General features: G+C 54.6%; 21 protein-coding genes. 6 read left to right on the top strand and 15 right to left on the bottom strand.

Annotated elements, in window-relative coordinates:
• Nucleotides 1-4: 4 nt before the first annotated feature.
• The 6 genes from VFA09_19500 to VFA09_19475 all read right to left on the bottom strand — a co-directional run bounded on the left by VFA09_19500 (nucleotide 5) and on the right by VFA09_19475 (nucleotide 7,072).
• On the bottom strand, nucleotides 5-904 hold the full coding sequence (locus tag VFA09_19500; GenBank protein HZU69472.1) for a PP2C family serine/threonine-protein phosphatase: 900 nt from the start codon (nucleotides 902-904) through the stop codon (nucleotides 5-7).
• 164 nt (nucleotides 905-1,068) lie between these two features.
• Nucleotides 1,069-2,484 (bottom strand): ribosome biogenesis GTPase Der, encoded by a 1,416-nt coding sequence (gene der / locus VFA09_19495; protein ID HZU69471.1) that lies wholly within the window; start codon nucleotides 2,482-2,484, stop codon nucleotides 1,069-1,071.
• Between the two features lie 207 nt (nucleotides 2,485-2,691).
• Nucleotides 2,692-3,153 (bottom strand): pyridoxamine 5'-phosphate oxidase family protein, encoded by a 462-nt coding sequence (locus VFA09_19490; GenBank protein ID HZU69470.1) that lies wholly within the window; start codon nucleotides 3,151-3,153, stop codon nucleotides 2,692-2,694.
• 32 nt (nucleotides 3,154-3,185) lie between these two features.
• The gene (locus VFA09_19485) at nucleotides 3,186-4,223 is read right to left on the bottom strand and encodes a glycosyl hydrolase (protein ID HZU69469.1); all 1,038 of its coding nucleotides are present in this window, start codon (nucleotides 4,221-4,223) and stop codon (nucleotides 3,186-3,188) included.
• A gap of 411 nt (nucleotides 4,224-4,634) precedes the next feature.
• Entirely contained in the window at nucleotides 4,635-5,573 is a 939-nt protein-coding gene (locus VFA09_19480) for a ribose-phosphate pyrophosphokinase (GenBank protein HZU69468.1), read from the bottom strand.
• A gap of 122 nt (nucleotides 5,574-5,695) precedes the next feature.
• Complete coding sequence (locus VFA09_19475) at nucleotides 5,696-7,072, bottom strand: DUF512 domain-containing protein (protein HZU69467.1); 1,377 nt, start codon at nucleotides 7,070-7,072, stop codon at nucleotides 5,696-5,698.
• Between the two features lie 220 nt (nucleotides 7,073-7,292).
• Between VFA09_19475 and VFA09_19470 the strand changes: the two genes are divergently transcribed.
• Genes VFA09_19470 through VFA09_19455 form a run of 4 tightly spaced genes read left to right on the top strand, consistent with a single transcriptional unit; the run spans nucleotide 7,293 to nucleotide 9,638 of the window.
• Nucleotides 7,293-7,721: a hypothetical protein gene (locus VFA09_19470; GenBank protein ID HZU69466.1), complete on the top strand. Its 429-nt coding sequence runs from the start codon at nucleotides 7,293-7,295 to the stop codon at nucleotides 7,719-7,721.
• Nucleotides 7,718-8,944, top strand: coding sequence for a divalent metal cation transporter (locus VFA09_19465; GenBank protein HZU69465.1), 1,227 nt, complete (start codon nucleotides 7,718-7,720; stop codon nucleotides 8,942-8,944). The genes VFA09_19470 and VFA09_19465 overlap by 4 nt, the downstream gene beginning before the upstream one ends.
• A gap of 5 nt (nucleotides 8,945-8,949) precedes the next feature.
• Nucleotides 8,950-9,336, top strand: coding sequence for a hypothetical protein (locus VFA09_19460; GenBank protein ID HZU69464.1), 387 nt, complete (start codon nucleotides 8,950-8,952; stop codon nucleotides 9,334-9,336).
• Complete coding sequence (locus VFA09_19455) at nucleotides 9,333-9,638, top strand: PRC-barrel domain-containing protein (protein ID HZU69463.1); 306 nt, start codon at nucleotides 9,333-9,335, stop codon at nucleotides 9,636-9,638. Before VFA09_19460 ends, VFA09_19455 begins: the two co-directional genes overlap by 4 nt.
• Before the next feature lie 245 nt (nucleotides 9,639-9,883).
• On the opposite strand, the gene VFA09_19450 is transcribed toward VFA09_19455, so the two are convergent.
• From VFA09_19450 to VFA09_19425, 6 genes are all read right to left on the bottom strand, one after another.
• A complete protein-coding gene (locus VFA09_19450; protein ID HZU69462.1) occupies nucleotides 9,884-10,099 on the bottom strand; it encodes a hypothetical protein in 216 nt (71 codons plus the stop codon).
• Between the two features lie 53 nt (nucleotides 10,100-10,152).
• Nucleotides 10,153-10,743 carry a hypothetical protein gene (locus VFA09_19445; protein ID HZU69461.1) on the bottom strand — a complete coding sequence of 197 codons (591 nt, stop codon included), beginning with the start codon at nucleotides 10,741-10,743 and terminating at the stop codon, nucleotides 10,153-10,155.
• A gap of 76 nt (nucleotides 10,744-10,819) precedes the next feature.
• Nucleotides 10,820-11,071, bottom strand: coding sequence for a hypothetical protein (locus tag VFA09_19440; GenBank protein ID HZU69460.1), 252 nt, complete (start codon nucleotides 11,069-11,071; stop codon nucleotides 10,820-10,822).
• A 129-nt stretch (nucleotides 11,072-11,200) separates the two neighbouring features.
• On the bottom strand, nucleotides 11,201-11,596 hold the full coding sequence (locus VFA09_19435) for a hypothetical protein (protein ID HZU69459.1): 396 nt from the start codon (nucleotides 11,594-11,596) through the stop codon (nucleotides 11,201-11,203).
• Between the two features lie 155 nt (nucleotides 11,597-11,751).
• Nucleotides 11,752-16,002, bottom strand: coding sequence for an RHS repeat-associated core domain-containing protein (locus VFA09_19430; protein ID HZU69458.1), 4,251 nt, complete (start codon nucleotides 16,000-16,002; stop codon nucleotides 11,752-11,754).
• Between the two features lie 381 nt (nucleotides 16,003-16,383).
• On the bottom strand, nucleotides 16,384-18,387 hold the full coding sequence (locus VFA09_19425; GenBank protein ID HZU69457.1) for a hypothetical protein: 2,004 nt from the start codon (nucleotides 18,385-18,387) through the stop codon (nucleotides 16,384-16,386).
• 570 nt (nucleotides 18,388-18,957) lie between these two features.
• Between VFA09_19425 and VFA09_19420 the strand changes: the two genes are divergently transcribed.
• A complete protein-coding gene (locus tag VFA09_19420; GenBank protein HZU69456.1) occupies nucleotides 18,958-19,323 on the top strand; it encodes a hypothetical protein in 366 nt (121 codons plus the stop codon).
• Nucleotides 19,324-19,471: 148 nt separating this feature from the next.
• Here VFA09_19420 and VFA09_19415 read toward each other — a convergent pair whose 3' ends face one another.
• Together VFA09_19415 and VFA09_19410 are read right to left on the bottom strand one after the other, a co-directional pair.
• Nucleotides 19,472-20,023 carry a hypothetical protein gene (locus VFA09_19415; GenBank protein ID HZU69455.1) on the bottom strand — a complete coding sequence of 184 codons (552 nt, stop codon included), beginning with the start codon at nucleotides 20,021-20,023 and terminating at the stop codon, nucleotides 19,472-19,474.
• 137 nt (nucleotides 20,024-20,160) lie between these two features.
• Nucleotides 20,161-21,552 (bottom strand): HD domain-containing protein, encoded by a 1,392-nt coding sequence (locus tag VFA09_19410; GenBank protein ID HZU69454.1) that lies wholly within the window; start codon nucleotides 21,550-21,552, stop codon nucleotides 20,161-20,163.
• 412 nt (nucleotides 21,553-21,964) lie between these two features.
• Between VFA09_19410 and VFA09_19405 the strand changes: the two genes are divergently transcribed.
• Nucleotides 21,965-22,738: a gamma-glutamyl-gamma-aminobutyrate hydrolase family protein gene (locus tag VFA09_19405; GenBank protein HZU69453.1), complete on the top strand. Its 774-nt coding sequence runs from the start codon at nucleotides 21,965-21,967 to the stop codon at nucleotides 22,736-22,738.
• Between the two features lie 22 nt (nucleotides 22,739-22,760).
• On the opposite strand, the gene VFA09_19400 is transcribed toward VFA09_19405, so the two are convergent.
• The gene (locus VFA09_19400; protein ID HZU69452.1) at nucleotides 22,761-23,600 is read right to left on the bottom strand and encodes a bifunctional 5,10-methylenetetrahydrofolate dehydrogenase/5,10-methenyltetrahydrofolate cyclohydrolase; all 840 of its coding nucleotides are present in this window, start codon (nucleotides 23,598-23,600) and stop codon (nucleotides 22,761-22,763) included.
• Nucleotides 23,601-23,671: the final 71 nt, after the last annotated feature.

Here is a 23,671-nt window from a genome sequence, read left to right as displayed (position 1 = left end):
GTCCTCAACTTATATGCACGATCACGGCGGTGATGTTATCCTCGCCCCCATTGGCATTGGCCATGTCGATCAAGATATCGCAGGCCTTTTGCGGGTCCTGTTGCTCGCCGAGCACGCGGGCCAGGTCGGAGGGATGCACCATTTCCCACAAGCCATCGGAACACAGCAGGAGGATATCGCCGGGCTGCAAGTGTTCATGGAAGATGTCGGGGTCGACGCTTTTATGGCCCGCGCCCAACGATTTATAGATCAGGTTGCGCTGCGGGTGTGTGTACACGTCTTCGGGCTCGATCTGTTTTGCTTCGACCAGCCGCGCTACGAGCGAATGATCGCGCGTTAAAGGCGTCAGTTCGCCTTTACGAAACAGGTAGGTGCGGCTATCACCGATGTTGGCGACATAGGCGGTGTTTCCCTGCACAAGGGCCGCGGTGACGGTACAACCGAGGCCGCGGGCGGAAGATTGCGCTTCGCCATAGTTGAGGATGGCCTTGTTTGCCTGCTGGATAGCACCCTTCAGGCCCTCTTCGACATTCTTAGCGACGGATGTCTCCGGGAGCTTGCGTGTTTTCTGCGGCGCGGCGGCGGCAGAGGACGGCTCCTGGGAAGCGATTTGGGACGGCGGCTCCATCGCCTGTATCTTGACCGTTTCTTGCTCAGATAAAGGGGTCAGTTTAATCGTTGGCTGCTCTGATAGCGGCAAGAAAAATGGTTTGAGCGATTCGCTGATCTTTTCGACGGCGAGCCTGCTGGCTACCTCGCCGGCCTGGTAGCCACCCATACCATCGGCGACGATAAAGAGGCCGCTATCGCCCTCTTCGGTGATAAAGGAGTAGGGTTTGTCCTCGTTTTGTTCCCTTTGCTTCCCCACGTCAGTTTTATATGCGGCAGTGAGTTTTAATGACATATGTTTTTCCTTTTAATTACGGTATTTGCAAGCTCAATATAGCATATACCTCAAAGCATGACAAATATATGTGCAAAATGGTGCGATAGATATGTTCTAGTCCATTTCCATGTCTCACCCTCGTATCATTATCTATACGAGGATGAGCAGGAAAGGTTGTAGTGTTACCTCGTTTGTTCGGATTTGGGGCGCGCGCGGAAGAACATGCGAATGGCCGTACCCTTAAAGCCGAATACCTCGCGCAGTTGATTTTCTAGATAGCGTTCATAGGAAAAATGCAACGCCTGCGGGTCGTTGACGAAGAAGACGAAGGTGGGAGGATTCACCTGCGTCTGCGTCGCATAGTAAATCTTCAGTGTTTTGCCACGAAACAGGGTCGGATTATGACGCCGCACTGCCTCGCGCACGACCTCGTTGAGCCGCGAGGTGGGTATGCGCAGGTAACGCATATCGGCGATGCTGAGCGCGGTCTCCAGTAGGGACTGCACGTGATAGCCGGTGCTCGCGGATGTGAAGACGATGGGCGCGTAGGGAATGAACTTCAGGCCCTCGGCGATGATTTTGCGATACTCTTCGGCGCTTTCTATTTCGTCATCCGGTTTGGGCGGACGGCCTTCGCGGGCGGCACGGCGCTGCGCCTGGGCCAGGTCCCACTTGTTGACGACGACGATCACTCCTTTGGCCTGTTCGTGAATTTCACCCGCGATATGAGTATCCTGTGCCGCCAATCCTTCGCTGGCATCGATGACGAGCAGTGCTACATCGCAGCGCTCGATCGCGCGGGTCGCGCGCAAGACGCTGAATTTTTCGATGCCGGGGCCAATGCGCCCGCGCCGCCGGATACCTGCAGTATCGATAAGGATCATCTTGCGGCCCTGGAATTCGACTTCGGTATCGATGGCATCACGGGTGGTGCCGGGCACGTCGCTGACAATGGCGCGCTGCGTGCCCAGGATGGCGTTGAGCAGCGATGATTTGCCGACGTTGGGACGGCCCACGATAGCGATGCGGGGAATATCTTCCTCTTCTTCCTCGGACTGTTCTTCTTCGGGTGGAAGTTCTTCGACGATGCGGTCGAGCAGGTCGCCGGTTCCGACGCCTTGCAACGACGAGAGATCAATCGGATCGCCCAGGCCCAGCGAGTAGAATTCGACGACATCCTGGCGCAGGCGCGCATTGTCCGCCTTGTTCGCGGCCAGAATAACCGGCTTCTCGGTGCGGCGCAGCAGGTCGGCGACCTCTTCATCGGCGGCGGTGATGCCGGAACGAGCATCGACCATAAAGACGATCACGTCGGCCTCTTCGATGGCGAGTTCCGCCTGGGCGCGCACGCCCTTCATGATATCGCCCGGCTGCCCGTTGAGTCCCACCTGGCCAACGGGAATATCGCTGCCGAGTTCCAGTCCGCCGGTATCGATCAGCGTGAACTCGCGCCCATTCCAATCGGTATCGCCGTAGATGCGGTCGCGGGTCGTACCCGGCAGGTCTTCGACGACGGCTACACGCTTGCCGATCATGCGATTAAAAAATGTTGATTTGCCAACGTTGGGGCGGCCAACGATGGCGACAAGTGGCTTCATAGGTTCACCTCCACCCTTTTTTCCGATATGTAGAGCTTTATATACGCATAGCTTTAATGTTTACACGATAGAGAGGGCACCCACGTAGGGGTGCCCCTTTGTTTGTTGATGTTTATGCTTGTGGGTCATTATACCATAAAATAGTTGACCTGACTAACTCACGCGTAATATAATGCTTACTAAGCTATGTAGACTGATGTTCTATATTTATACCGCGTACCATATTTTCCTTTCTGGTGGCACCGTCGCCACCGAAGTCAATTCAATCCTCCACGGGGTGACTTTGAGCAGGCCAAACGCGGGATGATCGACGCTGCCATAGATGGGAGCAGGATCGAAACCCATGGGAGGCAGGGTATTTTGTAGAAGCTGCCAGATGTCTTGCTTGATACCCAGGTCTTCTATCCACTCAGCTTTGCAATCTACATATACCGGCTTCACAACATCGGCTATGTAGGCAAGGGAGACATAGGGATGCTCCTGAAGGTGCCGCTCTTTGGGGGTTCCACGCCGCGTGGTAATCCACCCAATCTCTCCCTGCCAGATAGGATGTAAGATACGCGAGCGCGGGCGACCTTTCGCATCGATGGTGGCAACGTTGCACCAGACTGCTTTGTTTACTCTTTCCTGAAATTCACCGGAAATTTCATCAAACGTGGCAATTTTCACGAGGCTATTGTTCTCCTTTTTGGGATTGGGGGTTATTCCATCACCGCGACCAGCGCATGTACACGTCCTACCCGCGTCCCCGTCGGCCAGGGAATCGATAACCCCTCCCAGGTCTGTCCAGCATCGGCAGAGCGAAAGATGCCTTTATTGTTTCCGGCATAGAAGACATGGGGTTCTGCTTCATGCGCCGCCAGCACTGAGGCGAGCATCCCATGTGAGTCCGGCAATCCGTGTTCTACCTGCTGCCATTTGTTGTCGTGAGAGCGGCGATAGATGGCCGATTCCGCGCTCATGGGATTATGCGCCTGCTGCGGGCCGGGAGCGGCTGAGACGACGAGGGTTTCAGCATCGACAGGATCGACGGCGACGCTCCACAGGTAGTTGTATTGGAAGCCCTCGTTGGGCCGGTACCAGGTCTCGCCGCCATCATCGCTCTGGACGAAGCCACTGCCGGGCCGCATGAAGCCATCGCCGGCGGCTGAGTAGAGCCGGTTGGGTATTTGACGCGGCATGACGAGCGTGTGCGTATCGAATGGGCCGCCGGGTTTGCGATCCTCCCAGGTCTCGCCTCCATCCAGGCTGCGTACCAGGGCGCCCGCTTCAGCGGCCGCGAAGACGCGACCGGCAAAGACGGGGTCGGGCGTGATCCAGCGAATGTGGCTGGTATATGGCCGCGGTGGAAAGCTCCAGGTCGGGGCCGAGGGCAACCGGCGCAGGTCGGCCAGGTCGCGCCAGGTAGTGCCACGATCTTCAGAGCGGAAGATGGCGCTCGGTTCCGTACCCGCGTAGACGATGCCATAACCATTAACCTGCTCCAATGGGCTGACGGCGACCGACATGATGCGCTCGTATGGAATCTTTTCGCCAATATGTTCCCAGGATGCGCCCGCGTCGCTGCTGCGCCATATTCCCTGATCGAAGGTGCCACAGTAAATTTGTTCATGATGCAATGGGTCTATCGCGAGGCACTGTGGATCGGTGCCGGTCAGCTTCAAATCGACTTCCCAACCATTGGTGCGCTGAATTACAACTGCCAGAGCCTTTTCTATTGCGACATAGAGCTTTATCATGGCTTACTCCTTTCGTGTAGCCATCCGAGAGGACTTATACAAGTAGGTTTTTTTTGCAGTACCCCGGTGCATGTCATTCTGAGTGAAACGAAGAATCCGCGTGCGGGCAGAGATTCTTCGTTTCGCTCAGAATGACAGGCCTCCGGGCAGTGATAGGCTCCTGGGGCGGCTACCAGGGCAGCAGGCGCCTGTGTAAGCACCGCGGGAGTCCGCGCTCGATCATCTTCACTGAAAAAAGTGTCAGGGAGAGTGTAACCATCTGAGGCTTACACCCGGCCCGTGTAAGTAATCATACCACGAGAGGAAAGGTGAGCAGGATGCATAAGGCAGACCGCGAAGCCAGGTAGCAGTCGATTATGGTTTTTGATAAAATAGTCAGGCGGGACCGATAATGAAATTTGTTAAAAGCGATCAGCGGAAGAGTTCGGTGACGGAACGCCCATCGTGGATGCGACTGATGGCGCCGGCGAAGAGTTCGGCGACGGAGAGAATCGTCATGTTGGGTAAGCGCTTGTGCTCGGCCAGGGGAATGGAGTCGGTGACCACGATTTCTTCGATAGGCGCGGCCTTCAAGCGTTCGATGGCCGGGCCGGAGAAGATGCCGTGGGTGGCGCAGCAGTAGATATTATGCGCGCCGTGTTCGTGTACGATGCGCACGGCCTGGGTCAGCGAACCGGCGGTGTCGATCTCATCGTCGATGATGAGGGCGTGGCGGCCCTCGACGTTGCCGATGATGCCCATGGCTTCGGTTACACCGTTGTTTCCGTGGCGGCGCTTTTCGATGATGGCGAGCGGGGCATTGAGGCGGTCGGCGAGCTGGCGGGCTTTTTTAGCGAAGCCTTCATCGGCAGATACGACGGTGAAATCGAGCAGTTCCTTCTGGGTGAAGTAACGCGCCAGCAAGATTTGCGCCGTGAGCTCATCGACGGGAATGTTGAAGAAGCCCTGAATCTGGCCGGCGTGCATGTCCATCGTCAGCACGCGATGCGCGCCGGCGACCGTGATGCAGTCGGCGATGAGGCGGGCCGTGATGGGCACGCGTGGCTGATCTTTTTTGTCGGTGCGGCCATAGGCGTAGTAGGGGATGACGGCGGTGATGCGCGCGGCGGAGGCGCGTTTCAAGGCGTCGATCATGATGAGCAGTTCGAGGATGGAACGGTTGACGGGCGAACTGAATGGCTGGATGACAAATACGTCGTGGCCGCGCACGTTCTCATTAATTTTGACGAAGATATTCTCGTTGCTGAATTGAAAGACGTCGGCGTCGCCGAGCGGTATGCGCAGATGTTTACAGATTGACGCGGCCAGCTGGCGATTTGCGTTGCCCGTAAAGACACTCAGGTCGTTCATTCTCACCTCCGGTTACAGTAGTATATCACACGGTGTCAGTTTATGTAAACCTGAAATGGGAGGAATGACGCGGCCAGGTGCTTACCGATTTTGCTGGTAAAAATTCATCATCGGCCTTCCCTCTATACAGCTATATAGTTGAGCGACCGCAGCGCTTCGATGGTTTCCTGTGCATTGCGCACGAATTCGGCTCTGACCGGTAGCCGGGATTTGAACTCTTCCACGGTAATATCATCGAGGAAACGCACACCCTCGTTATCGAGCATGACGCGCGGCAATAGGACGAGGTCTCCCAGGTACCGGTTCTGCTCCAGGGCGGCAAGGACATCCTGCCCGCATAAGAGTCCGGCGACGGTCACTTCCGCGCCAAAGAAGCGGTTCACGACCGGCAATACCTGAACCTCAAGTCCCTCGATCTCGCGCATGTCGGCGGCCAGCTGCTCTATAATGGGTTCGGCCATAGTACCTGTTACCAGCGTGACTTTACGCGGCTCCTGCATACTTGTGGGCAACTTGCGTTTTGTACGTTCCCATTGCTCAAGCAAGTAGCGCGTCATGCCGACCCCGTTTTCGATTTGTGCGTAAGAGCCATAATGCCGCGCGGGTGGGAAATCGCGCTTCGTCAGGTAGTACCACTCGTCGGAAAGATAGACGAACGGATAACCATCGGCATTTTCGGCCTCGAATTGGCGCTGGTGGGCCTCGACCTGCTCGATGATCGCTGCCGCCTCTTCTGGAGTGTAGTGGCGCAGGGATGGCAGGTCGCCGGTTTTGATCATATTGTTGTACTTTGTAAGGCCGACGGGCACGACGGAGATGGATTCGACGATGGGGCGCAGGGCGGCCAGGTCGCGAATACTGCGATCCAGGTATGGCCCGTCGTTGATGGTGGGGCAGAGTACGAGCTGCGTGTGACAGGTGATGTGCGTGCTGCCGAGGCGCTGGATATGCTCCAGGATATCTCCTGCGCGCGGCCCATCGACCATCTTGCGGCGCAGGTCGGGGTCGGTCGTGTGTACGGAGACGTACAGGGGAGTCAGCTTTTGCTCGTCGAGCCGCTGCCAGTCATGCTCTTTGAGATTGGTGAGCGTGATGAAATTTCCGAACAGGAATGAGTAGCGATAGTCGTCGTCCTTGATGTAGAGCGAGGCGCGCATGCCGTGCGCCAGTCCCGGCTGGGGCGCGAAACGTTCGGGCAGGCCTTTGATAAAGCAGAAGACGCACTTGTTGGCGCACTGACGGATAAAAGGGGCAGGCTCTTCGCCGAAGAGCACGCCCAGATTCTCATCATAGGATTTGGTGATAGAGACTTCGTGCTGGTTGAGCTGTCGCTCAAAGCCAATCGTGAGTTCTTCCTCGGCGACGTAGAATTGATAATCCACGAGGTCGCGTATCAGATGGCCATTGATGGTGCGAATGAGATCGCCCGGCTGCAGGCCGGCGAGGTCGGCGGGACTACCGGGCACTACCTCACGTACCCATCCATACATTTTGGGCATGAATTTGTTTCCTTAAAAAGATAACTCGTTCGGAATCTTTGAAGATTTTTGATAGCATGCATAATTGGGATTATGTCTAGATGATTATAAACGGTGGAGGGGAAGACGTCAAATTGTCATTGTTTTCGGATTGTAAGTCGTATTATAGATAAGCAGAGGTTTTTATCTCTGTGCGATAATAAATATAAGAAAAAAGGCATGCTTGCCATCAAGGAGAGACATGAGGAAGCGTAACCTGGCGAAGTCCTGGAACTACGGCTTGACTCTATTGCTTCCCGTCCTGCTCATAGCACTCACATCCTGTCAATTCACGCAATCGGCATTCGCGCATACGGCCTCAAACACTGGAGCGGGCTTCGCGGCGGCTTCAACCATGCTGAGCTATATGCACCAGGGGAAAATCACATATCAATATGCAGCATCCAGCTTTGTGAATTTCCGCAGCGAGCTTGATGGCCTTGACCGGCAGCAGTTGCTTTCCCAACAAGGAGCGCCGGATATGCGCGCAGTTCAGCACCTGTTCGATCTGTATAAGCCGGCGATACAGGCGGTTGACTCCCCGTGCCTGAGCGCATCGTGTGATTGGCGTGGGCAGGTCGCGGCCTTGAATAAAGCAAGCGAGGCATTCTTGCAGGCGGGTGGTTCATGAAGAAGCAATGGTTGTCACTGGCGCTCGGCATTGTGACTGCGACGGGAGGTTTTCTCGATGCCGGTACTATCGCCACATCGGGCGAGGCGGGAGCAAAGTTCGGCCTGGGGCTGATCTGGGCCGTTGTGGTTGCCACCATCGCCGTTATCCTGATGGTGGAAATGGTCGGACGTTTCACCGCCGTCTCCCAGAAAACATACGCGGATGCCATTCGCGAAAATTTCGGCTTCAAGTTTTATCTGCTGCCGCTGGCCAGCGAAGTGATCGCGGAAAGCCTTCTGCTTACCGCCGAGATCGGTGGAATTGCTATCGCTCTTTCGCTGTTCACCGGCATCTCGTGGCATTATCTGTTCCCGGTGGCCGCATTTCTCGTCTGGCTGATGGCCTGGCGCGCGCCTTTTGATCTGATTGAGAACGGCCCTGCTATCCTTGGGCTGATGACGCTTTCGTTTATCGTCGGCATCGCTGTGCTTGGCGGGCCATCGCCGCAGCTCCTCACTACATTATGGCATCCACAGATTCAAAACGGGAGCCTGGCCAATTATCTCTACCTGGTGGCGGCAATCCTTGGCGCTACCATCAGCCCTTATCTGTTGTATTTCTATTCGTCGGGAGCGTTGGAGGAGAACTGGTCTGCTAGCTCGCTGCTGCTCAACCGCGTGACGGCCATTGTGGGGATGGGCTTCGGCAGCATAGGTTCCATGGCGCTGGTTTTCCTGGGAGCAATGGTCTTGCAGCCGCTTAACATGACCTCAAACACGTTGGGCGAGTTAGGACTTGCCATGGCAAAGCCGCTTGGTATAGCCGGGTCATTGCTGTTCGCGGCGGTATTATTCACGACCTGCCTGGGTGCCGCGCTCGAAGTGGTTCTCGGCGTCTCGTACAATATCTCACAGGGCTTCGGCTGGGAGTGGGGTGAGGGAAAAAAGCCCGTGGAGGCCGCCCGCTTCAATCTCGTGCTGACGATCTTTGTGATTGTAGCGATTATTATCGGGCTGCTAGGTATCGACCCATTGCAACTGGCGCTGTTCGCTTCCACGATTATCGCCCTGTTCCTGCCGATCTCGCTTTCGCCTTTCCTTATTCTCATGAACGATCCACAGTACCTGGGCGACAAAACCAATGGGCGTTTCACAAATATTGCCGTCATCTGCATCCTGGTCATGGCATTCATTGTCGCGCTTGTATCGCTACCGCTCGAAATTTTTAGCGGTGGAGGGTAGAAAAAATGGACATGTCAAACGTCCGCGAAGACCGTACTTTTTCTATCGCGGATATTCTAGACGGCCAGCTAGAAACATCCGACGAGATCGAAATTGGCCGCGTGGCCGACATCGAGGCGGAATGGCGCGAGGATGGTCAACTCGTGCTGACCAATCTGATCACAGGCCCGCAAGCCCTGGCAGGCCGGGTTTCCTCGCACCTGCGACCCATCTTTCGCTTCTTCCTGCGTGACCGCTTCGAGCAACGTATTGCTCTCAAGGAAGTTGAACAGTATGGGCCGACCCTGCATCTTCGCGGCAAGGCGGCAGAGTATCCCGTGGGACAATCCGAAGAGTGGATTGCGGATCATATCCTGCGCTGGATTCCGGGAAGTGGGTATTCGCGATCATGACGAAGAAACGCACAGTTCTCATAGCAGACCTGGTAGGTAGCAAAATTCTTACCGCCGATGGCAGGCATATCGGGCATGTAGTCGATATCGAGCTTACGCGCGGCAAGGAACCGCGAGCAAAAGCCCTGATTTATGGTGCGCACGGCTGGCTCTACCGCTGGCACGTTCTGCGTCCTTTTTCCGAAAAATTTGGCCAGAGTTTTGTCCCCAAGACCATCCCCTGGCATGCTGTTGAAAAATTCGAAAACCTGACTTTTATTCTAAAGCGCGGGTACGAGCCGGAAGGCAATCACTTTAAGTGAATACTTCTGGGGCGTATTCATTTCTACTATAAATTCAAACGTGCGTTGCTGGCATCGCTTCTACCCATCCATAGTCTTGCAAAACACACATGATTTGTCGTGCCTTCGACATCCAGGATAAGAGAATCTCCTGATAACCATGTACGCCTTCATATTTGTAGAGCATGTGGTACAGATCACGGAACTGGGACATATCCATTATTCGTTCTTTGCTCGCATGTCTCTGCTTCGCTCTGTCGCCTTACTCATTGAATTGGAGAGCTGATCTCTGCCCCTCCCAGTTCCCAAACATACATGACCCCTTCGTATATTGCCCCTTCTGAGCTATTAGGGTCCGAGATGAGATATGTCCCGGCAGAAACTCCATATTTCCTGTCGGGTGACCAATCAACCTGAGATATACCATACCTGTCGTCGCCATCGAACGGGTCGGGATAGGTGGCCAGCTGTTGCGTTGTCATCACATTCTGCAAGATCAACTGGGATGAGGTCAAGGAGTGATTGCATCTTCCCTTTACTCCTCGTCGTCGTAGGCACCTGGACTCTGGTCACGCTCGATTTCAATGAGCAGCCGTCTCTCACAATCGTGAGGAAACTGTTCCAACAGCGCAGTTTGTTCGGCCTCTGACAGCCCAAACCGTTGGATTAACAGGCTCCTGACCTCGCTCTTATCTGCACATCCAATCGCGGTTGCGGCCCAGTCACTCAGAAAGAAGAGCGGCCCAATCCCTGGAACCCTGGTGTGCAATTGGAGCGAGCCAACGATCTGAAAAATCATGGCGATGCGCAAGCGGTCGGGCGGTAATGCAAGGTTTAACAACCCTCCCCAGGCTCCCAATTGCCCTAATGCATAGGCCAGGCGGTCCTGCAATTCGTACCATTGATCACGGATGATTCCCCATCTTCCTCCATAAGGTCCAGGTTGTTGCTCCAACTCCCAACAGGTACGCAAGGCATGACGCAAAACAGGAGCCAACCGAGAATCGCCCCAATCGCCAAAAATAGAGGCAATACTACACCGGTGCGCATTATACCAGGCATATGCATCCCACTGTTCAGGTTGTTCAAGAAAAGATTCAGGCCCATACTCAAAGATACCTTCCAACAGCATATCTTGTAAGACAGGAAGAACACGCTCATCCTTTAACCTTCCAAGAGCAAGCGCACTGGCCCAGCGTTCCTTACGCCGGGGGACTCTGTAAGAACGGCCAGAGCCGGGAAGTAATGTCTGTGGGAGCCAGATACCCCAGCAGAAAAATGGCAAATACCCGATCAGCTTCGTCTCCCTGTTCGAGTACCTGTATCATTGCCTCTGGCTGAAAATCATGCCAGCGATGATATACTATCTCTAGATCGTCGTCAGTATAGTAGCTATGCGGGTTGGCATCAACAAAGGCCCGCTCAACAGCTTCAGGCCAACGAGGCTCTCTCATACTTCCCACCTCTTCTGAACTAGTTCTATTTCCTCTTCATCGAGGGCTATTAGCAGGTCAATAACTTCATTGCTTTAGTTTTATATCGAGCCGCTTCCACTCTGATAGACCGGTATCACATCATCAGGATCATGGACTGTTCCGATGGGATTTGAGAATCCCTCGTTGGTTCGTTTCAGGCAGATAAGGCACTAGCTCATTTCTGGCTGGGTCAGGCTGTATCCAGAGGCGACCACATTGTTCACACTCATACATATCATGCGCGAAAATCATCCGAAGGCCTGCTAGAAAATCATTGATCTCATCTGAAAGTGCTAACCGGCTAGAATGCTTCTCGGTAAAACGTCCATCCGCAAATTGGTCCTCTCTATCTTGTGTCGGCTCTTTTACCAGTTTCTCGAGAAAGCTGGTGAGCTTTCCATAATACAGCTCATTATCCTCATCTGAAAAATACTCAGCTTTATAGGATAGAAAATCGGTCTGATCAACAATATTATGGCCACAAATACACTTCAATTTCGACATCCGGCTCTCCTTTCGTGTTCTGCTTACTAGAATTTGAAGTAGACTGTAGTAATTGGGATTGCTGAAAGTATACCACTGCTGCTGCTGGTCATTCCTCAAGAATAATCTTCTCCTGTTCTGATTTCAGAAGTCGCTTTAGTCGCCTTGGATCACTTTCAACAGCGGTCATTATAATAATGATCGTTCTCATCATGATATCCATCCATGACGATGACATCGTCAATATTTAACGTAACGCCCTGAACTTCAGCAGCCCGAATAACCCGATACATGAGATTTCCTAGATCCGACCGCGTTACACTCGTACGGCTCAAGTTAAGCACGATGCCAGTTGTTTGGCTGTTCTTTCGTAATATTGTACTTACGATACTTCCTACGTCATTGGTTTTCGGGGTGTAAATATCGTAGGTTTTTCCGTTGACAACTAAGTCAGACGTTTTCCCTTTCCCTGTAGCTGGTCTCAGTATCACTTTATCATCAGTACCACTATAGATGCCGGCTACGTAATATGCAGCTGCTAGCTCATCAGCACTATATGTTCCCTCATCGAGATGAGGTAAAATTGTTAGACTACCATTTCCACAACCGCTTCTTGTAGTGGCGCCAGCGCCACTTGTATCCGTACTAGGAGTAGCTTCCGGTGTTGGAGAATCTGTGGGCGTTGGTGCTGCTGCTGGATGCGGGCTGTTTGGCGAAGACCCAGACTCTTGTGCTTGTGGTGGAGCCTGCATAAGAGCAATCGATCCCCCAATAAGGAACCAGGCAGCCGCTCCTGCGAGACTCACCATGACAGCAGTGGCAGCCCAGAACCAGGGGTTTTGGAATACCTGCATAATTCCACCAGGATCGCCATCGTGTCCCGTTGGATCGTTCCTTGTCTCCGGGTTACCTCCCACATACCCATACGGATTCATGCCCTGTACATTGCCCTGCACCTTGTCCGCCGAGAGGAACACGCCGACCACCGGGTCATAATAACGGGCGTTGTAGTAATCCAACCCGGTCAAGCCATCATTGTACTGCCCGGTGTAGCCTTTGGCCGTGCTGATGTTGCCCTGATAATCGCGCGCTTTGCCATAGGGACCAAAGACCTGGTTACCCTGCACCGAGGCGCCTCCTGCCGACCAACTGATGCTTGAAAGGATACTGCCTAATGCATCGGTGAGCAGGAAATAGGTGTTGTTGGCATTCATTTCCCCGATCAAGCGCCCACCCAGGCTGTAGTAATAGATGTTCCATTGATTAGTGCCGCTACTGCTGTAGTTGTGTTCCTCCAGGCCAAAGGCGTAGACGATCAGGGACGTGCTGCTGCCGTTGGTCGAGCGCCGCAAGACGCGATTGCCTGCCGCGTCGTAGACGTACCATTCCTGGTTAGTGCTGCTGACGTTCCACTCGACAAAGTGGTTGAGGTTATCGTAGGAGAGCGTACCCGTCGTGCCACTAAAATAGCGGCTCGTGACATTGCCCCAGGCATCGTAACTACTGCTGTACGAGGCCGTACCCTTGTTGGAACAGGTGGCACCCAGGCTGTAGAGGCCGGTTAATTGATGCGGCGCGTTGCTGTTGCAATAGAGATACTGGTACTGCGTGCTGCCGCCACTCAAGGGACCTTGCCACAACTGGCCCAGGTGGGTGTAGACATAGTTACTGCTGTAACCGGTCCCATTCAGGCTATTGCCCAGCGTGCCGCTTCCACAGGTGCCATTGCCCGGCGACGGCTGCGTGCCGCTATTGCCGGCCCACACGAGCCGATTCTGTTCGTCGTAACAAAAGTTCTCCGTTTCACTGCCCCCGGAATTACTGTACCCAGGAACACTGGCCTGCGTTGTCGAAAGACTGATGACATTGCTGGCCGCATCGTAGCTGACCCCCTGCGAGAGAATCGTGCCACTCTGGCCACTGCCGCCTTGCCAGGTGGTCGTCGTGCTGGTGGTACGCAGATTGGCGTCATAGCCAAATTGTTCAGTGGCAAGCGATGAGCCGGTACTGGTCTTGAAATAGATCGTATCGATTCCGGCGCGTGCATTGTAGCCAATCGTCGCCAGGTTCGCGGTGTTATTGCCATTATTGCTCAGTCCGGTCAACGCACCCATGTTCGCGTCGTAGACCTGCGTCGTGGTATAACCCTGTCCTGCCGGATTAGTGCTGGTGGTCGTGGTGGTCACCTGGTCGGCATCGTTGTAGCTAGTCGCCAGTTGGTAAGTGGGCAAGGGACTACTCACGCCCCAACTGCCCGGTAGGCTGAACGAGAGATATTCGGTGATTTGCCGCCCGCGCTTGTCGTACTGCATCTGCTCGGTTGCGGTGGCCGAGGTTCCCTCCGGGTAATAGGTGGTGGCAATGCTCTGGGTCAGGTGTCCCTTGGGGAAGTCGGTGCTGCCTTGCTGGCCGATAAAGGTCGTATCATAGGTGTTCTGGACGTAGGGATGCGTGCCATTGGTGCAGGCTCCGGTCGCGTTGATGGTAGGGATACCATCCTGGATACAGCCCACGCGCTCCAACAAGTCATCGTTATAGCCCAGCGTGTGCGCACCGACGACATCGGAGAGCATATGTCCATCGGGGTCGTAAGTATACACATGCGTCCCGGCATCAGGATCGACCAGTTGGGTCATGCGTCCCATGTCGTCATATTGAGCGCTGGTTGTGACGCTGGTAATACTCTGCCCGGATTGTGGGGCAAGGTCGGTGGTGGTCACCGAGGTGGATTCATTCAGAACAGTATACTGAATGCTCTTCTGTTCGTTGACTGTGAGGCTGCCTCCATACTGGCCACGGTCTTCCTCTACGTAAAGCGTGCGTCCCAAGGCATCACTATAGCTGGCCATCACATGCTTGTTGGGATCAACTACCTGGGTAGTGGTATAGATTGTAGAAGAGCCATGCGGACTGCTCAGAATATAGTTGGTACAGGCAGTATACGTCCCTGAAAGCACCTGCGAGCAGCTAATCTGATCAGTTCCAGTGCCATAGAGCGGATCCTGCACCGCAAGTGGCCGATTGAGGGCATCGTAGAAGGTAACTGTGCCACCAGGAGCCACATTGTTGATATCTTTGGCACCGTTGGGATCAAGCCAGCTAGTGCCGCTGGCTACTTCGAATGGTACGCTCTGCCAGACGGTATGAGCCTGGTCATTGTAGACGGTCATCACGATGGTATCGTCGCCAGAGATGGGTCCTGGGGTGCGCGTCTCGACCTCGCGGCCCAGACTATCATAGAAGGTACGCGCGATAGCTCCACTATATTGAGAAGCATTGGTATCAATCTCGAAGCAGGGCAGCGTACTGTTCCAGGCGCAACTGGTGTTAGTCTTGGACTGTGTGGTATAGCCGTTGCCTTCCAATGGCTTCTTGACCTGCACCGTCTGGTTGCCGCTGCTATCGTAGCTATAGGACGTATTTGTTACCTGTCCATTGATATCAGTCGTGCTGGTCGGTAACTTCCCCTGTGTGTTGTCGTAGCCAATGCTGCTCTGCTGGCCAAGCGCATTGGTTTGCGTGATAGGCAGCGTGTTATAGGCGCTGTCATACGTTGTACAATCGGTGTAGCTTGTCTTGCCCCAACCATAGCTTAAAATAGCTGGGCTAGTAGACAACGTACAGCCATTAGTGGTGTAAAGACCGCTGTTAGCTGAAGCAACACCATCAACGGCAGCTACTAGATTCCCATAGGCATCATAACTCATATAGTTTGTAATAGCGGTGCCACTATTGCCGCAGGTCGTATACGTCTTCACCGTCGTCGCCCAACCTGCCGACGGTGTCTGTGTTCCCGAAGGAGCGCCCTCGTCATAGGTGGTATCCTGGCACTGCCACACGTGGCCGGTATTGTCATCGATCTCGCTGTGCGTGACCTTGTCCACCGTGTAATAGGTCCACTGTCCCACCACCTGGTCATTGGTCGTATAGCTCCACTTTTTCGTCAGGGTGGGCGCGTTAGAACTCGTCACAATTTCCTGTGTGAGATTGTGATACACGTGACCGCTTTGCAGGCCATTGTTGTAGTCATCGTAGGTGTAGGCGTTTTGCACCCAGGGCGCCGAACTGCTGCCGGTTCGTTCATACTGCGTCGTTTTGCTGGAGACCAGGACGGTTTCGCAGGCCGGATAGGTCTGGCTCGTGCTGCGACAGGCATTGGAGTTGTTGGCATAGGTATAGGTGGTGGTACTGAGCAGAGCAGTGGTCGTTGGACTATTGCCACTGTACACGTCCTCTTCATAGAGGCTGGCTCCCTCAAAGTTCTGGTAGTCAGAGCCTGGTGTTTTCCAGCCCTCAGTACTGTAGTAAGAGTCGACGGTCAGGTCGTTGGCCGGGCTGGTGATGTAGACCTGGTTAAAGCCCTGGTATTCGTCGTGAAAGTAGTCGGCCCAGTCCGTATCCCCCGGAGGCAACCAGTTGTCACCCACACAGTCCTGATCGGAGCCGGCAGGATAACACCAGGTGGTTTTGCCATCCCAGGTCCCCGTCTTGGCCAGGCGATAGCTGTAACTGGTGGTGGCTCGCTGCAGTGAAGAACTGCTGCTATCCTGGCTCCAGGCGGTGATCTGTGTTACGACCTGTTCGGCCCAGGCGTTATCGTCCGGGTGAGCGTAGTTGCCGGTACAATCGGTATGGGTGGTGCAGTAGACTGGATCGTAGCGATCATCGGGATTGCCGTGCTGGTCGACGCCATTGGGCGTCCCATGCGCGTTGTTGTAGGCAGTCGCGTAGGTAATTTGTCCGCCGACACCGGTGTTGACGTCGCGATAGAAGTTGAGATACTGCCACCAGGTCTGGTTGGAAAATTGCTACGATGGGCTGCCCACCTGGTGCGTGCTGTCATAGTAGGTATTCTGCAAAGGATTAGTATAGCCAAAGATGACCTGTGGCAGCGCGTGCGCGGTATTGTTCTGGTAGACGGTTGGGGTGATGCTCATCAGCAGGTGTTCGCGCGCGCAATAACCGGGCAGCAGCGTAACCGGGTCGTTGCAGGACTGAAACGGATTATCGGTGTAGGAAAAGCTGTAACTGTAATCCTTGTAGGTGCTATCCGAGCCAACGTAGCTGGTGACGGTCTGTAAAGAGAAGGTACTCATCACCGTGGGTACGGGAAATTTGCCACTGCCCGGCATCTGCACCGGGTCGTCACAGCGCAAGGTGGTGTTGATCGGAGGGCCGCTGCTGCAATTGTAGTTCGTACCATACGCGCTGGCCCACGGCGCCGAGTTGAAAGGAGCTTTGTACGTAAAATCAACGGTTCCGGCAACGTTGGTGACCACATTGGAGTTGCCGGCGCCATAGACAATCTGCTTCATGACAGCATCACGAATACTGGTATAGCCGCCCGAGGTGACGACATCTTGCAAGTAGGAAACGGTGAGCATCTTGTAGGTTCCGGCATTGGGTCCCTCGTTGGGCGCGATGATCTTATTGACATCCCAACGGTAATTATGGCGCCCATTGCTATCGTTCCAATATTGTAGGGAGTCGGAGGTGCAGCCCAATTCGTAGTACGTGCCGGACTTATCCCACACCTGGAAGCAGGGTTGACCCGTCTGGCTGCTGGTCTCCTGTTGAATGCGCAGATAGGAAAGGTGTTCCGTATCGTAAAGCGAGCCATTGGGAATGAGCCGGTCCGCGACGTTTGCCACACCACCGAGAAAATACCAGGTCGTACCCGTGTTAGGATAGGTATCGGCGCTGATGGAGCCAAGTGAGAGTGACCATCCATCGCCGACATCGTTGGCCGGAGAGGTCGCGCTATGCCGTTCGTTCGGGTCGCTGCTGGAGTAACTGAGCGTGAGTTGCGGTGCGAACCCTCCTGTACCGGGAGCTACCTGCAAAGGATAACTGTAGGTCAGCTGCCCGGCGTTCCCTTGCACTGATGCCAGGTGCAGGGGAGGAGGACCCTGGTTGGGCGATTCGCCATCCCCCATCGTAAACGGGCTGGGATCGAAGACGCCGCTACTAGCCGTTAATGTGTGAGCAGCGGCATTATTCTGCAAAGCAATAATCAGTCCGGTAGTAGGCTTATGGGCTTTAGTGGCTGTGGCAATGAGAATGGGCCAGGTCATAAACAGGTGCGCGGGGTCCAGGCTAAGAGCGGCCACCTCGGACGGTTGGTAATGATAGATGAGGATGAGCGGCGTATGAAGCCGGACGCCGCTCACAACCCGTCCTTGACTATCACCAAGCTGCACCTGGTACGTGCCCAGTTCATTGAAGGCCGAGGCATAGTGCCCATAGAGTTGGCTGACGCGCAGCGTGAGGGTTCCGGCAGGCGGCTTGCCACCAGGTACCGTTGCATGTGAAAGGTCCAGTGACCCCGGCTGAAGCTGTACTTCCAGGCGGCCATCGCTGCTCAGTAGATCGAGCGCCGGAGTAGCTTTCTGACCAGACAGGAAAGCTGCCGTCAAAGGTGCGTTCATGGGCTTCATTGTGGCGGGTTCGGCGCTAGGAGGCCGGTGAGCATAGTCTGCCGTATGAGTTTGCCCATGCGTTGGCCCAGGAGGCGGCGGAACATGTTGGGGCCGAATTAACGGGCCATGGTACACCTTGTCCTGGTGTCCTTCGTGTAAAAATTTCTGAAAGGTCATACTGGCGGGTGCGCTGGGGCGCGTTCCCTGGCTCTCAGCGTATGCTGGTGTTACCAGGAAACTCCAATTGCCTGGAATTTGTGCCACGAGCAGCAGGCACAGGAAGACTGAGAAGAGGAAGTGATCGATGCACCAGGATGCATGCCTTCGCAATGGAGGAGGGATAGGCTTTGATTGGTCGGGAAGACGATGCCCATGCGAGCGATCAGGGGACATAGGTCACACTCCTTTGCTTGTGCAGCCTCTCTAAATTGGCCTGCATGCAGGTGAAATATGTGCTTCGAACTCATCCCTATGGCATGATGCTGCCTGCGATACAAGCAGTATAGCTAGTTAGTTGAAGCTCTCGATCTCAAGTATACCGGCTCAGCGGGGAAAAAAGGGATGAACTGTTTCCGGTTGATTGGGGATCTTGTTTCCAGTTTTTAGGAAGAAAGTTTCCGATTTTGGGGAAAGAAGTTCCCGGAAAATCGGAAATCATTGATTGTGCATCTACTGTCCATCAAATTAGCCCCTGTCATAAAAACGGGGCAAATATGATGTACAAATCGAAAATCATATGGTACAATAATAAAAGTTGAGGTATGCCGGTACTTTCAGGTGCCTACTTTTACATGGCTACCCGGTGCTTTGATCAGGGGGATCAGTTCAGGCGAAGTTTTTTGTGCAATCTCTCGTAGCGCGTTCTCGTATGCTGCTCATATGAATGATTCCATAAGCCATATTTTGTAGAGGTGGACGCTCCACCATTGCATTTTGTGAACGATGCACAGAAAGAGAGCAGGGATGAACTTTTCTCGCCAAATGCTCGCCTCCGGTCCACACATTCCCGGACATGTTCTTCAACACTGTGACGAGACGCGCACCATCGTTATTGATGGTGGGGTAAACATATTTTCTCGCACGGATTACGCTTTACTGATGCTCCTTCTCCAGTATGCACAGGATGGCCAGCCGTTCGTTCCTTTCACAGACCTGGCGCTCTGTTTCCAACAACTTCACAGCAATCCACGTCGCTCACTGTCGAAGCGCATCAATAGTATCCGCGAACGGTTATGGCCTTATGGACTCGATATCGTCAATAGAGAGATCAGGGATATACTTTACTTGCCAGCCCTGTTTCTACACAACAGGCAAATGGTAATGTCATAGCCTTTAGTCCTCAAGCAGAAGACCGGCTTGGGCAACAAACGCATCCTACTCCTCACTCAAGGTGGATGTAATGGGAAGACCTGTAGTGGTACCCGCCAGGGGTACCACTACAGGTCTTCTCAAGCCACGCGAGTGCCAGTCGCTCACCTTAAAACGGGTGGCGAACAATAATCGCTATAATAATGATCAGTACAATCACGGCCGCGGTGCCGATCAAAAAGTAGGCGTTCCTGCGACCAAGCCGCACATTCGTACTCGGTCCGCGGGTCACGACCTCTTTTTTCACCTGTTCCTGGCGCTTTTTCTTTTCTTCCTGGCGCTTCTGCCTTCTTTCGCGTAATGTCTCTGCCGGGTTTTGACTGTATGGACCCGTGCCCATGTGCTGCATGCGACGGCGCATCTCGCGGTTATAGCTTTCCGCCTGCTGGTTGGCGGGGGTTCCGGGTTTGACTTCTTTGGGCTGCGTCGATTTCGCGCCGGCTACCGCCGTGCCCCCAATCGCCGGCTTGCGATTCTTCCCACCCGACCGGGATTTATTCGTGACGGCCTTAGAGCCGGATGATTGGGCCGCGGGGTTGATAGGCGCGGGAGACTGCGCCTGGGATTGCTGGTTTGCAGGTTTTTTATTTGTATCAGTCTCTTTTGGCATATTACTATTGGTTCCCGATTTCTGCGATCCGGGTTTATTCACTTTGGGCATGCTCTTTCCCTCTTTTTCGTTGATATCAGGCTCCCTTGATAGATGGTCCTGTTGCATCCCCACCTGGCCTTTTCGGGTTTCTTGCTATACTTTTCCCGGCCAGGGGCAGCGGGACCCGTACCCGTTTGGGATTGAAACTATGCATCGCGGCCTTCTTCCTGGTCTAAAAGCGATTGCGCGATCTTTGCCGCCGTCTCTTTGTCGTCCGGCGCCAGCGCGCCATCTATGACGAGGCCGAGCAGGTGCTCTTTGATTGGCCGCAGCCAGGGACCGGGCCCGCGACCGAAGAGCTGCATTAATTCGTTGCCATCGAGCGGACTTTTCAGCGGCACCAGTTCGGCCTCTTCCTTCAGGCGCTGGCAGCGCTCAGCCAGTTCGGTGACGCGCGCATCGGCGAGCAAGACCTTCTCGCGGCGATAGCTTGTAATATCCGCGCGCGAGAGATCGAGCAGGTCGGGCAGGTCATCACCGACTTCCAGCATCAGGCGACGAACGGCTCCATCCGTCCATTCAGGCGTGTAGGCGTTCGCGCGCATGTGCAGGCGGACGATGCGCGAGACACTTTCGATAAAATCACGATCAAAGTGCAGGCGTTTCAGGATATCGCGCGCCATGTGCGCACCGGTATCCTCGTGCCCGAAGAAGTGTATCTTGCCATCCTCGACCGTTCGCGTGCGCGGTTTGGCGATATCGTGCAGCAGCGCGCTCCAACGCGTGACCAGGCGCGGCGACGAGCGTTCGACCACGCGCAGGACATGCGCGTACACATCTTTTGTATGGATGGCTGTACGCGAGAGCGGCGTGGGCTGCTGGCTGACTCCACGTAGGTCCAGCACTTCAGGTATAATCCACTCCATCAAGCCCAGTTCCACGAGCAAATCCAGCCCTTTCGCCGGGTGATCGGATAGCAGCAGCTTGTTCATCTCGTCGCGAATACGCTCGCGCGATATCTTTTGCAGCTTGGGAGCCTGTCGCACAATGGAGCGTTTCGTCTCCGGTTCAATCGTGAAGTCGAGCTGCGAGGCAAAACGCACGGCACGTAATAAACGCAAAGGGTCCTCGTCGAAGCGTTTGTCCGGCTCGCCGCCAACGGCGCGCAGGATGTGCGCATCCAGGTCTTGCCGCCCGCCGAATGGATCAAAGATTTGTCCGGTCAGGGGATGGCGTGCCATGGCATTGATGGTGAAATCGCGTCGCCGCAGGTCGTCTTCGAGGCTGGTGCCGAAGCAGACTTCCGGCTTGCGCGATTCGGGATTGTAGCGCTCGCTGCGGAACGTGGTAATCTCGATGATATCACTGCCATAGTGCAGGCGGACGGTTCCGAAGCGCTCACCCACCAGGACAACCGCGTTGGGCTTCGTCGGAGCGACGATGCGCTGAATCTCTTTGGGATGCGCGTCGGTTGCCAGGTCGGCATCGTTCGATTGCCCGCGATGCAGTAGCACATCGCGCACCGTTCCACCCACCATATAGAGTTGTTTATGCTGGGCGTTAAATGCTTCCGCCAGCGTGATGATGATATCTAGCATCTTTCAGCAGTGCGAGTCCGTTTCCGTAGTCTGGTAGTTGGGAGTATTGTATCATGGATAGGAGAGGCTGACTAGATACAGCGCGCCGCAACGCTTGACACCCAGGCGTATCATAAACACATAGGACCGTGTAATACTCCCAATGAGAGCAACATTGTGAAACGAAAGCATTTTTTCCTACGTCTCATATGTATAATCATGTGGCTCCAGCCAGAACTGGAGATGGATAAGTGGCCTTGGGGATCCCGGCGGGGATTGAAAGTTTTATTTGAACGCGGGGGAATGCGTTTCGTTTCCTAATCTCGCCATTACTTTTAGCGGAGCGCATCGGATCGGCGTTCCGCTTTTCTTATTTATTTTTTACGGGTACACACGGTTTTTATAGTAAAAATTTTTTAGAGGAGTTTTCGGAATGCGTCCGCTTATTGGCATACCTTGCCACTCAGATTATCGTGCGGGAAGTAGAAGACCTGTCTATTGCAACAACCGGACCTATGCCCATGCGTTGGAGCATGCCGGCGCCATTCCCGTACTCATTCCCCTGCTCGATGACCCCCAGGCGCTGGATTCACTTCTGCCGCGACTGGATGGCCTGTTGTTTTCAGGCGGTGGGGACGTAGAGCCGTACCGCTATGGAGAAGAGCCACATACAAAACTTGAAATGTTGGATTCTAAACTCGATGAAATCGAATTGACTCTGGCTTCCTGGGCGCTGCAGGAAGATATTCCCACACTCGGCATCTGCCGCGGCATGCAGCTTTTGAACGTGGCCGCCGGTGGCAGCCTCTACCAGGACTTATCCGAACAGCATCCCAGCGATATCACTCATTGTAATCGCGATTTGCCACGCAATTATCTTACTCATCGCGTTTTTGTCGAGCCGGGTAGCCTCATGGAAGATGTGCTGGGCACGCGCGAATTCTGGGCCAATAGCCTGCATCACCAGGGCGTCAAAAATCCTGGTAAGAATGTGCGCATCAGCGGGTATGCTAAAGATGGCGTTCCCGAATCGCTGGAAATTCCCGGCTATCGTTTCATGATGGCCTTGCAGTGCCATCCCGAAGAGATTTACGGGGAAGTGGAAGCCTGCGCTCATCTCTTCGAGGCGTTTGTCCAGGCATGCAGCACTGCCGGCGCAGCAAAACAACCGGCGCGATCGCAAAGGTACGCCATCGCGGGGGATTAAACGCTGGCCGGGGCCGCTACGCCTACACAGGCCCAAGCAGTGTGTGCCGGATCAGCATCAAATGGGTCAGGGGGCCGAGACCACCAGGCACGGGTGTCAAAAACGAGGCCACTTCTTTGACCCGCTCGAAGTCGATATCCCCGACAACTCTGCCGTCGATAGGGTTGATGCCCGCGTCGAATACGACCGCGCCGGGCTTCACCATATCGGCGCTGATGCTGGCCGGTCGCCCAATACTCACGACCAGGATATCGGCGTTGCGCGTAATTTCGGCCAGGTCCCGCGTATGCGAATGGCAGATAGTAACGGTCGCATCGTTGCGCATCAACACCAGCGCGGTCGGTTTGCCGCCGATATTGCTGCGTCCGACAACCACCGCGTTTCGTCCGGCCGTCGGAATGCCCTCGTGCTTCAAAACGGTGAGAATCACGTCAGCTGTCGAGGGGATGAAGCTGGGAAAGCCGAGCAGCAGGTTGCCGGCATTGCGCGACCCCAGCCCATCAACATCCTTCTCGGGACTGAGTACATCGGTGACCACGCGCTGGCGTATATGCGACGGCAGCGGAAGCAGTAGCACAACCCCGTCTGTATTCATATCACTATTGAGCGCCGCAACCTGGGAACGCAGGTCTTGCTCCTTCATCTCGAAAGGGAAAGCCAGTGTCTCACAATTCAGGCCTATGGTGCGACAGGCTCGTGCCAGCTGGCGGCTATAGACTTCCGCCGCCCCATCGTGCCCCACAATAATTTGTTTCAATTGCGCTGCACGTCCCCGCCGCTTACGAAACCCGGCGGCCTCGCCCTGTAATTCCTCTGTCATGCGCTCAGCAAGCGGTTTGCTATCGAATATAATCGCGGACATGCGTCCTTTCTCTCCTTGGAATATCCACTTATCCTACCCCTCTCGCCTTTTGCGGTTCATGATATCACATA

This window comes from Ktedonobacteraceae bacterium (assembly GCA_035653615.1).
GTDB lineage: Bacteria > Chloroflexota > Ktedonobacteria > Ktedonobacterales > Ktedonobacteraceae > DASRBN01.
Note: the sequence above shows the minus strand (reverse complement) of the source record. Positions and strands in the feature narration are given on the sequence as shown.

What these genes read in the sequence shown, in the direction of transcription:
- VFA09_19500 (HZU69472.1), bottom strand. Translation starts at nt 904, where the DNA reads ATGTCATTAAAACTCACTGCCGCATATAAAACTGACGTGGGGAAGCAA.
- der (HZU69471.1), bottom strand. Translation starts at nt 2,484, where the DNA reads ATGAAGCCACTTGTCGCCATCGTTGGCCGCCCCAACGTTGGCAAATCA.
- VFA09_19440 (HZU69460.1), bottom strand. Translation starts at nt 11,071, where the DNA reads ATGAGAGAGCCTCGTTGGCCTGAAGCTGTTGAGCGGGCCTTTGTTGAT.
- VFA09_19485 (HZU69469.1), bottom strand. Translation starts at nt 4,223, where the DNA reads ATGATAAAGCTCTATGTCGCAATAGAAAAGGCTCTGGCAGTTGTAATT.
- VFA09_19410 (HZU69454.1), bottom strand. Translation starts at nt 21,552, where the DNA reads ATGCTAGATATCATCATCACGCTGGCGGAAGCATTTAACGCCCAGCAT.
- VFA09_19435 (HZU69459.1), bottom strand. Translation starts at nt 11,596, where the DNA reads ATGTCGAAATTGAAGTGTATTTGTGGCCATAATATTGTTGATCAGACC.
- VFA09_19465 (HZU69465.1), top strand. Translation starts at nt 7,718, where the DNA reads ATGAAGAAGCAATGGTTGTCACTGGCGCTCGGCATTGTGACTGCGACG.
- VFA09_19450 (HZU69462.1), bottom strand. Translation starts at nt 10,099, where the DNA reads ATGACAACGCAACAGCTGGCCACCTATCCCGACCCGTTCGATGGCGAC.
- VFA09_19420 (HZU69456.1), top strand. Translation starts at nt 18,958, where the DNA reads ATGAACTTTTCTCGCCAAATGCTCGCCTCCGGTCCACACATTCCCGGA.
- VFA09_19470 (HZU69466.1), top strand. Translation starts at nt 7,293, where the DNA reads ATGAGGAAGCGTAACCTGGCGAAGTCCTGGAACTACGGCTTGACTCTA.
- VFA09_19480 (HZU69468.1), bottom strand. Translation starts at nt 5,573, where the DNA reads ATGAACGACCTGAGTGTCTTTACGGGCAACGCAAATCGCCAGCTGGCC.
- VFA09_19400 (HZU69452.1), bottom strand. Translation starts at nt 23,600, where the DNA reads ATGTCCGCGATTATATTCGATAGCAAACCGCTTGCTGAGCGCATGACA.
- VFA09_19455 (HZU69463.1), top strand. Translation starts at nt 9,333, where the DNA reads ATGACGAAGAAACGCACAGTTCTCATAGCAGACCTGGTAGGTAGCAAA.
- VFA09_19425 (HZU69457.1), bottom strand. Translation starts at nt 18,387, where the DNA reads ATGTCCCCTGATCGCTCGCATGGGCATCGTCTTCCCGACCAATCAAAG.
- VFA09_19415 (HZU69455.1), bottom strand. Translation starts at nt 20,023, where the DNA reads ATGCCCAAAGTGAATAAACCCGGATCGCAGAAATCGGGAACCAATAGT.
- VFA09_19405 (HZU69453.1), top strand. Translation starts at nt 21,965, where the DNA reads ATGCGTCCGCTTATTGGCATACCTTGCCACTCAGATTATCGTGCGGGA.
- VFA09_19475 (HZU69467.1), bottom strand. Translation starts at nt 7,072, where the DNA reads ATGCCCAAAATGTATGGATGGGTACGTGAGGTAGTGCCCGGTAGTCCC.
- VFA09_19460 (HZU69464.1), top strand. Translation starts at nt 8,950, where the DNA reads ATGGACATGTCAAACGTCCGCGAAGACCGTACTTTTTCTATCGCGGAT.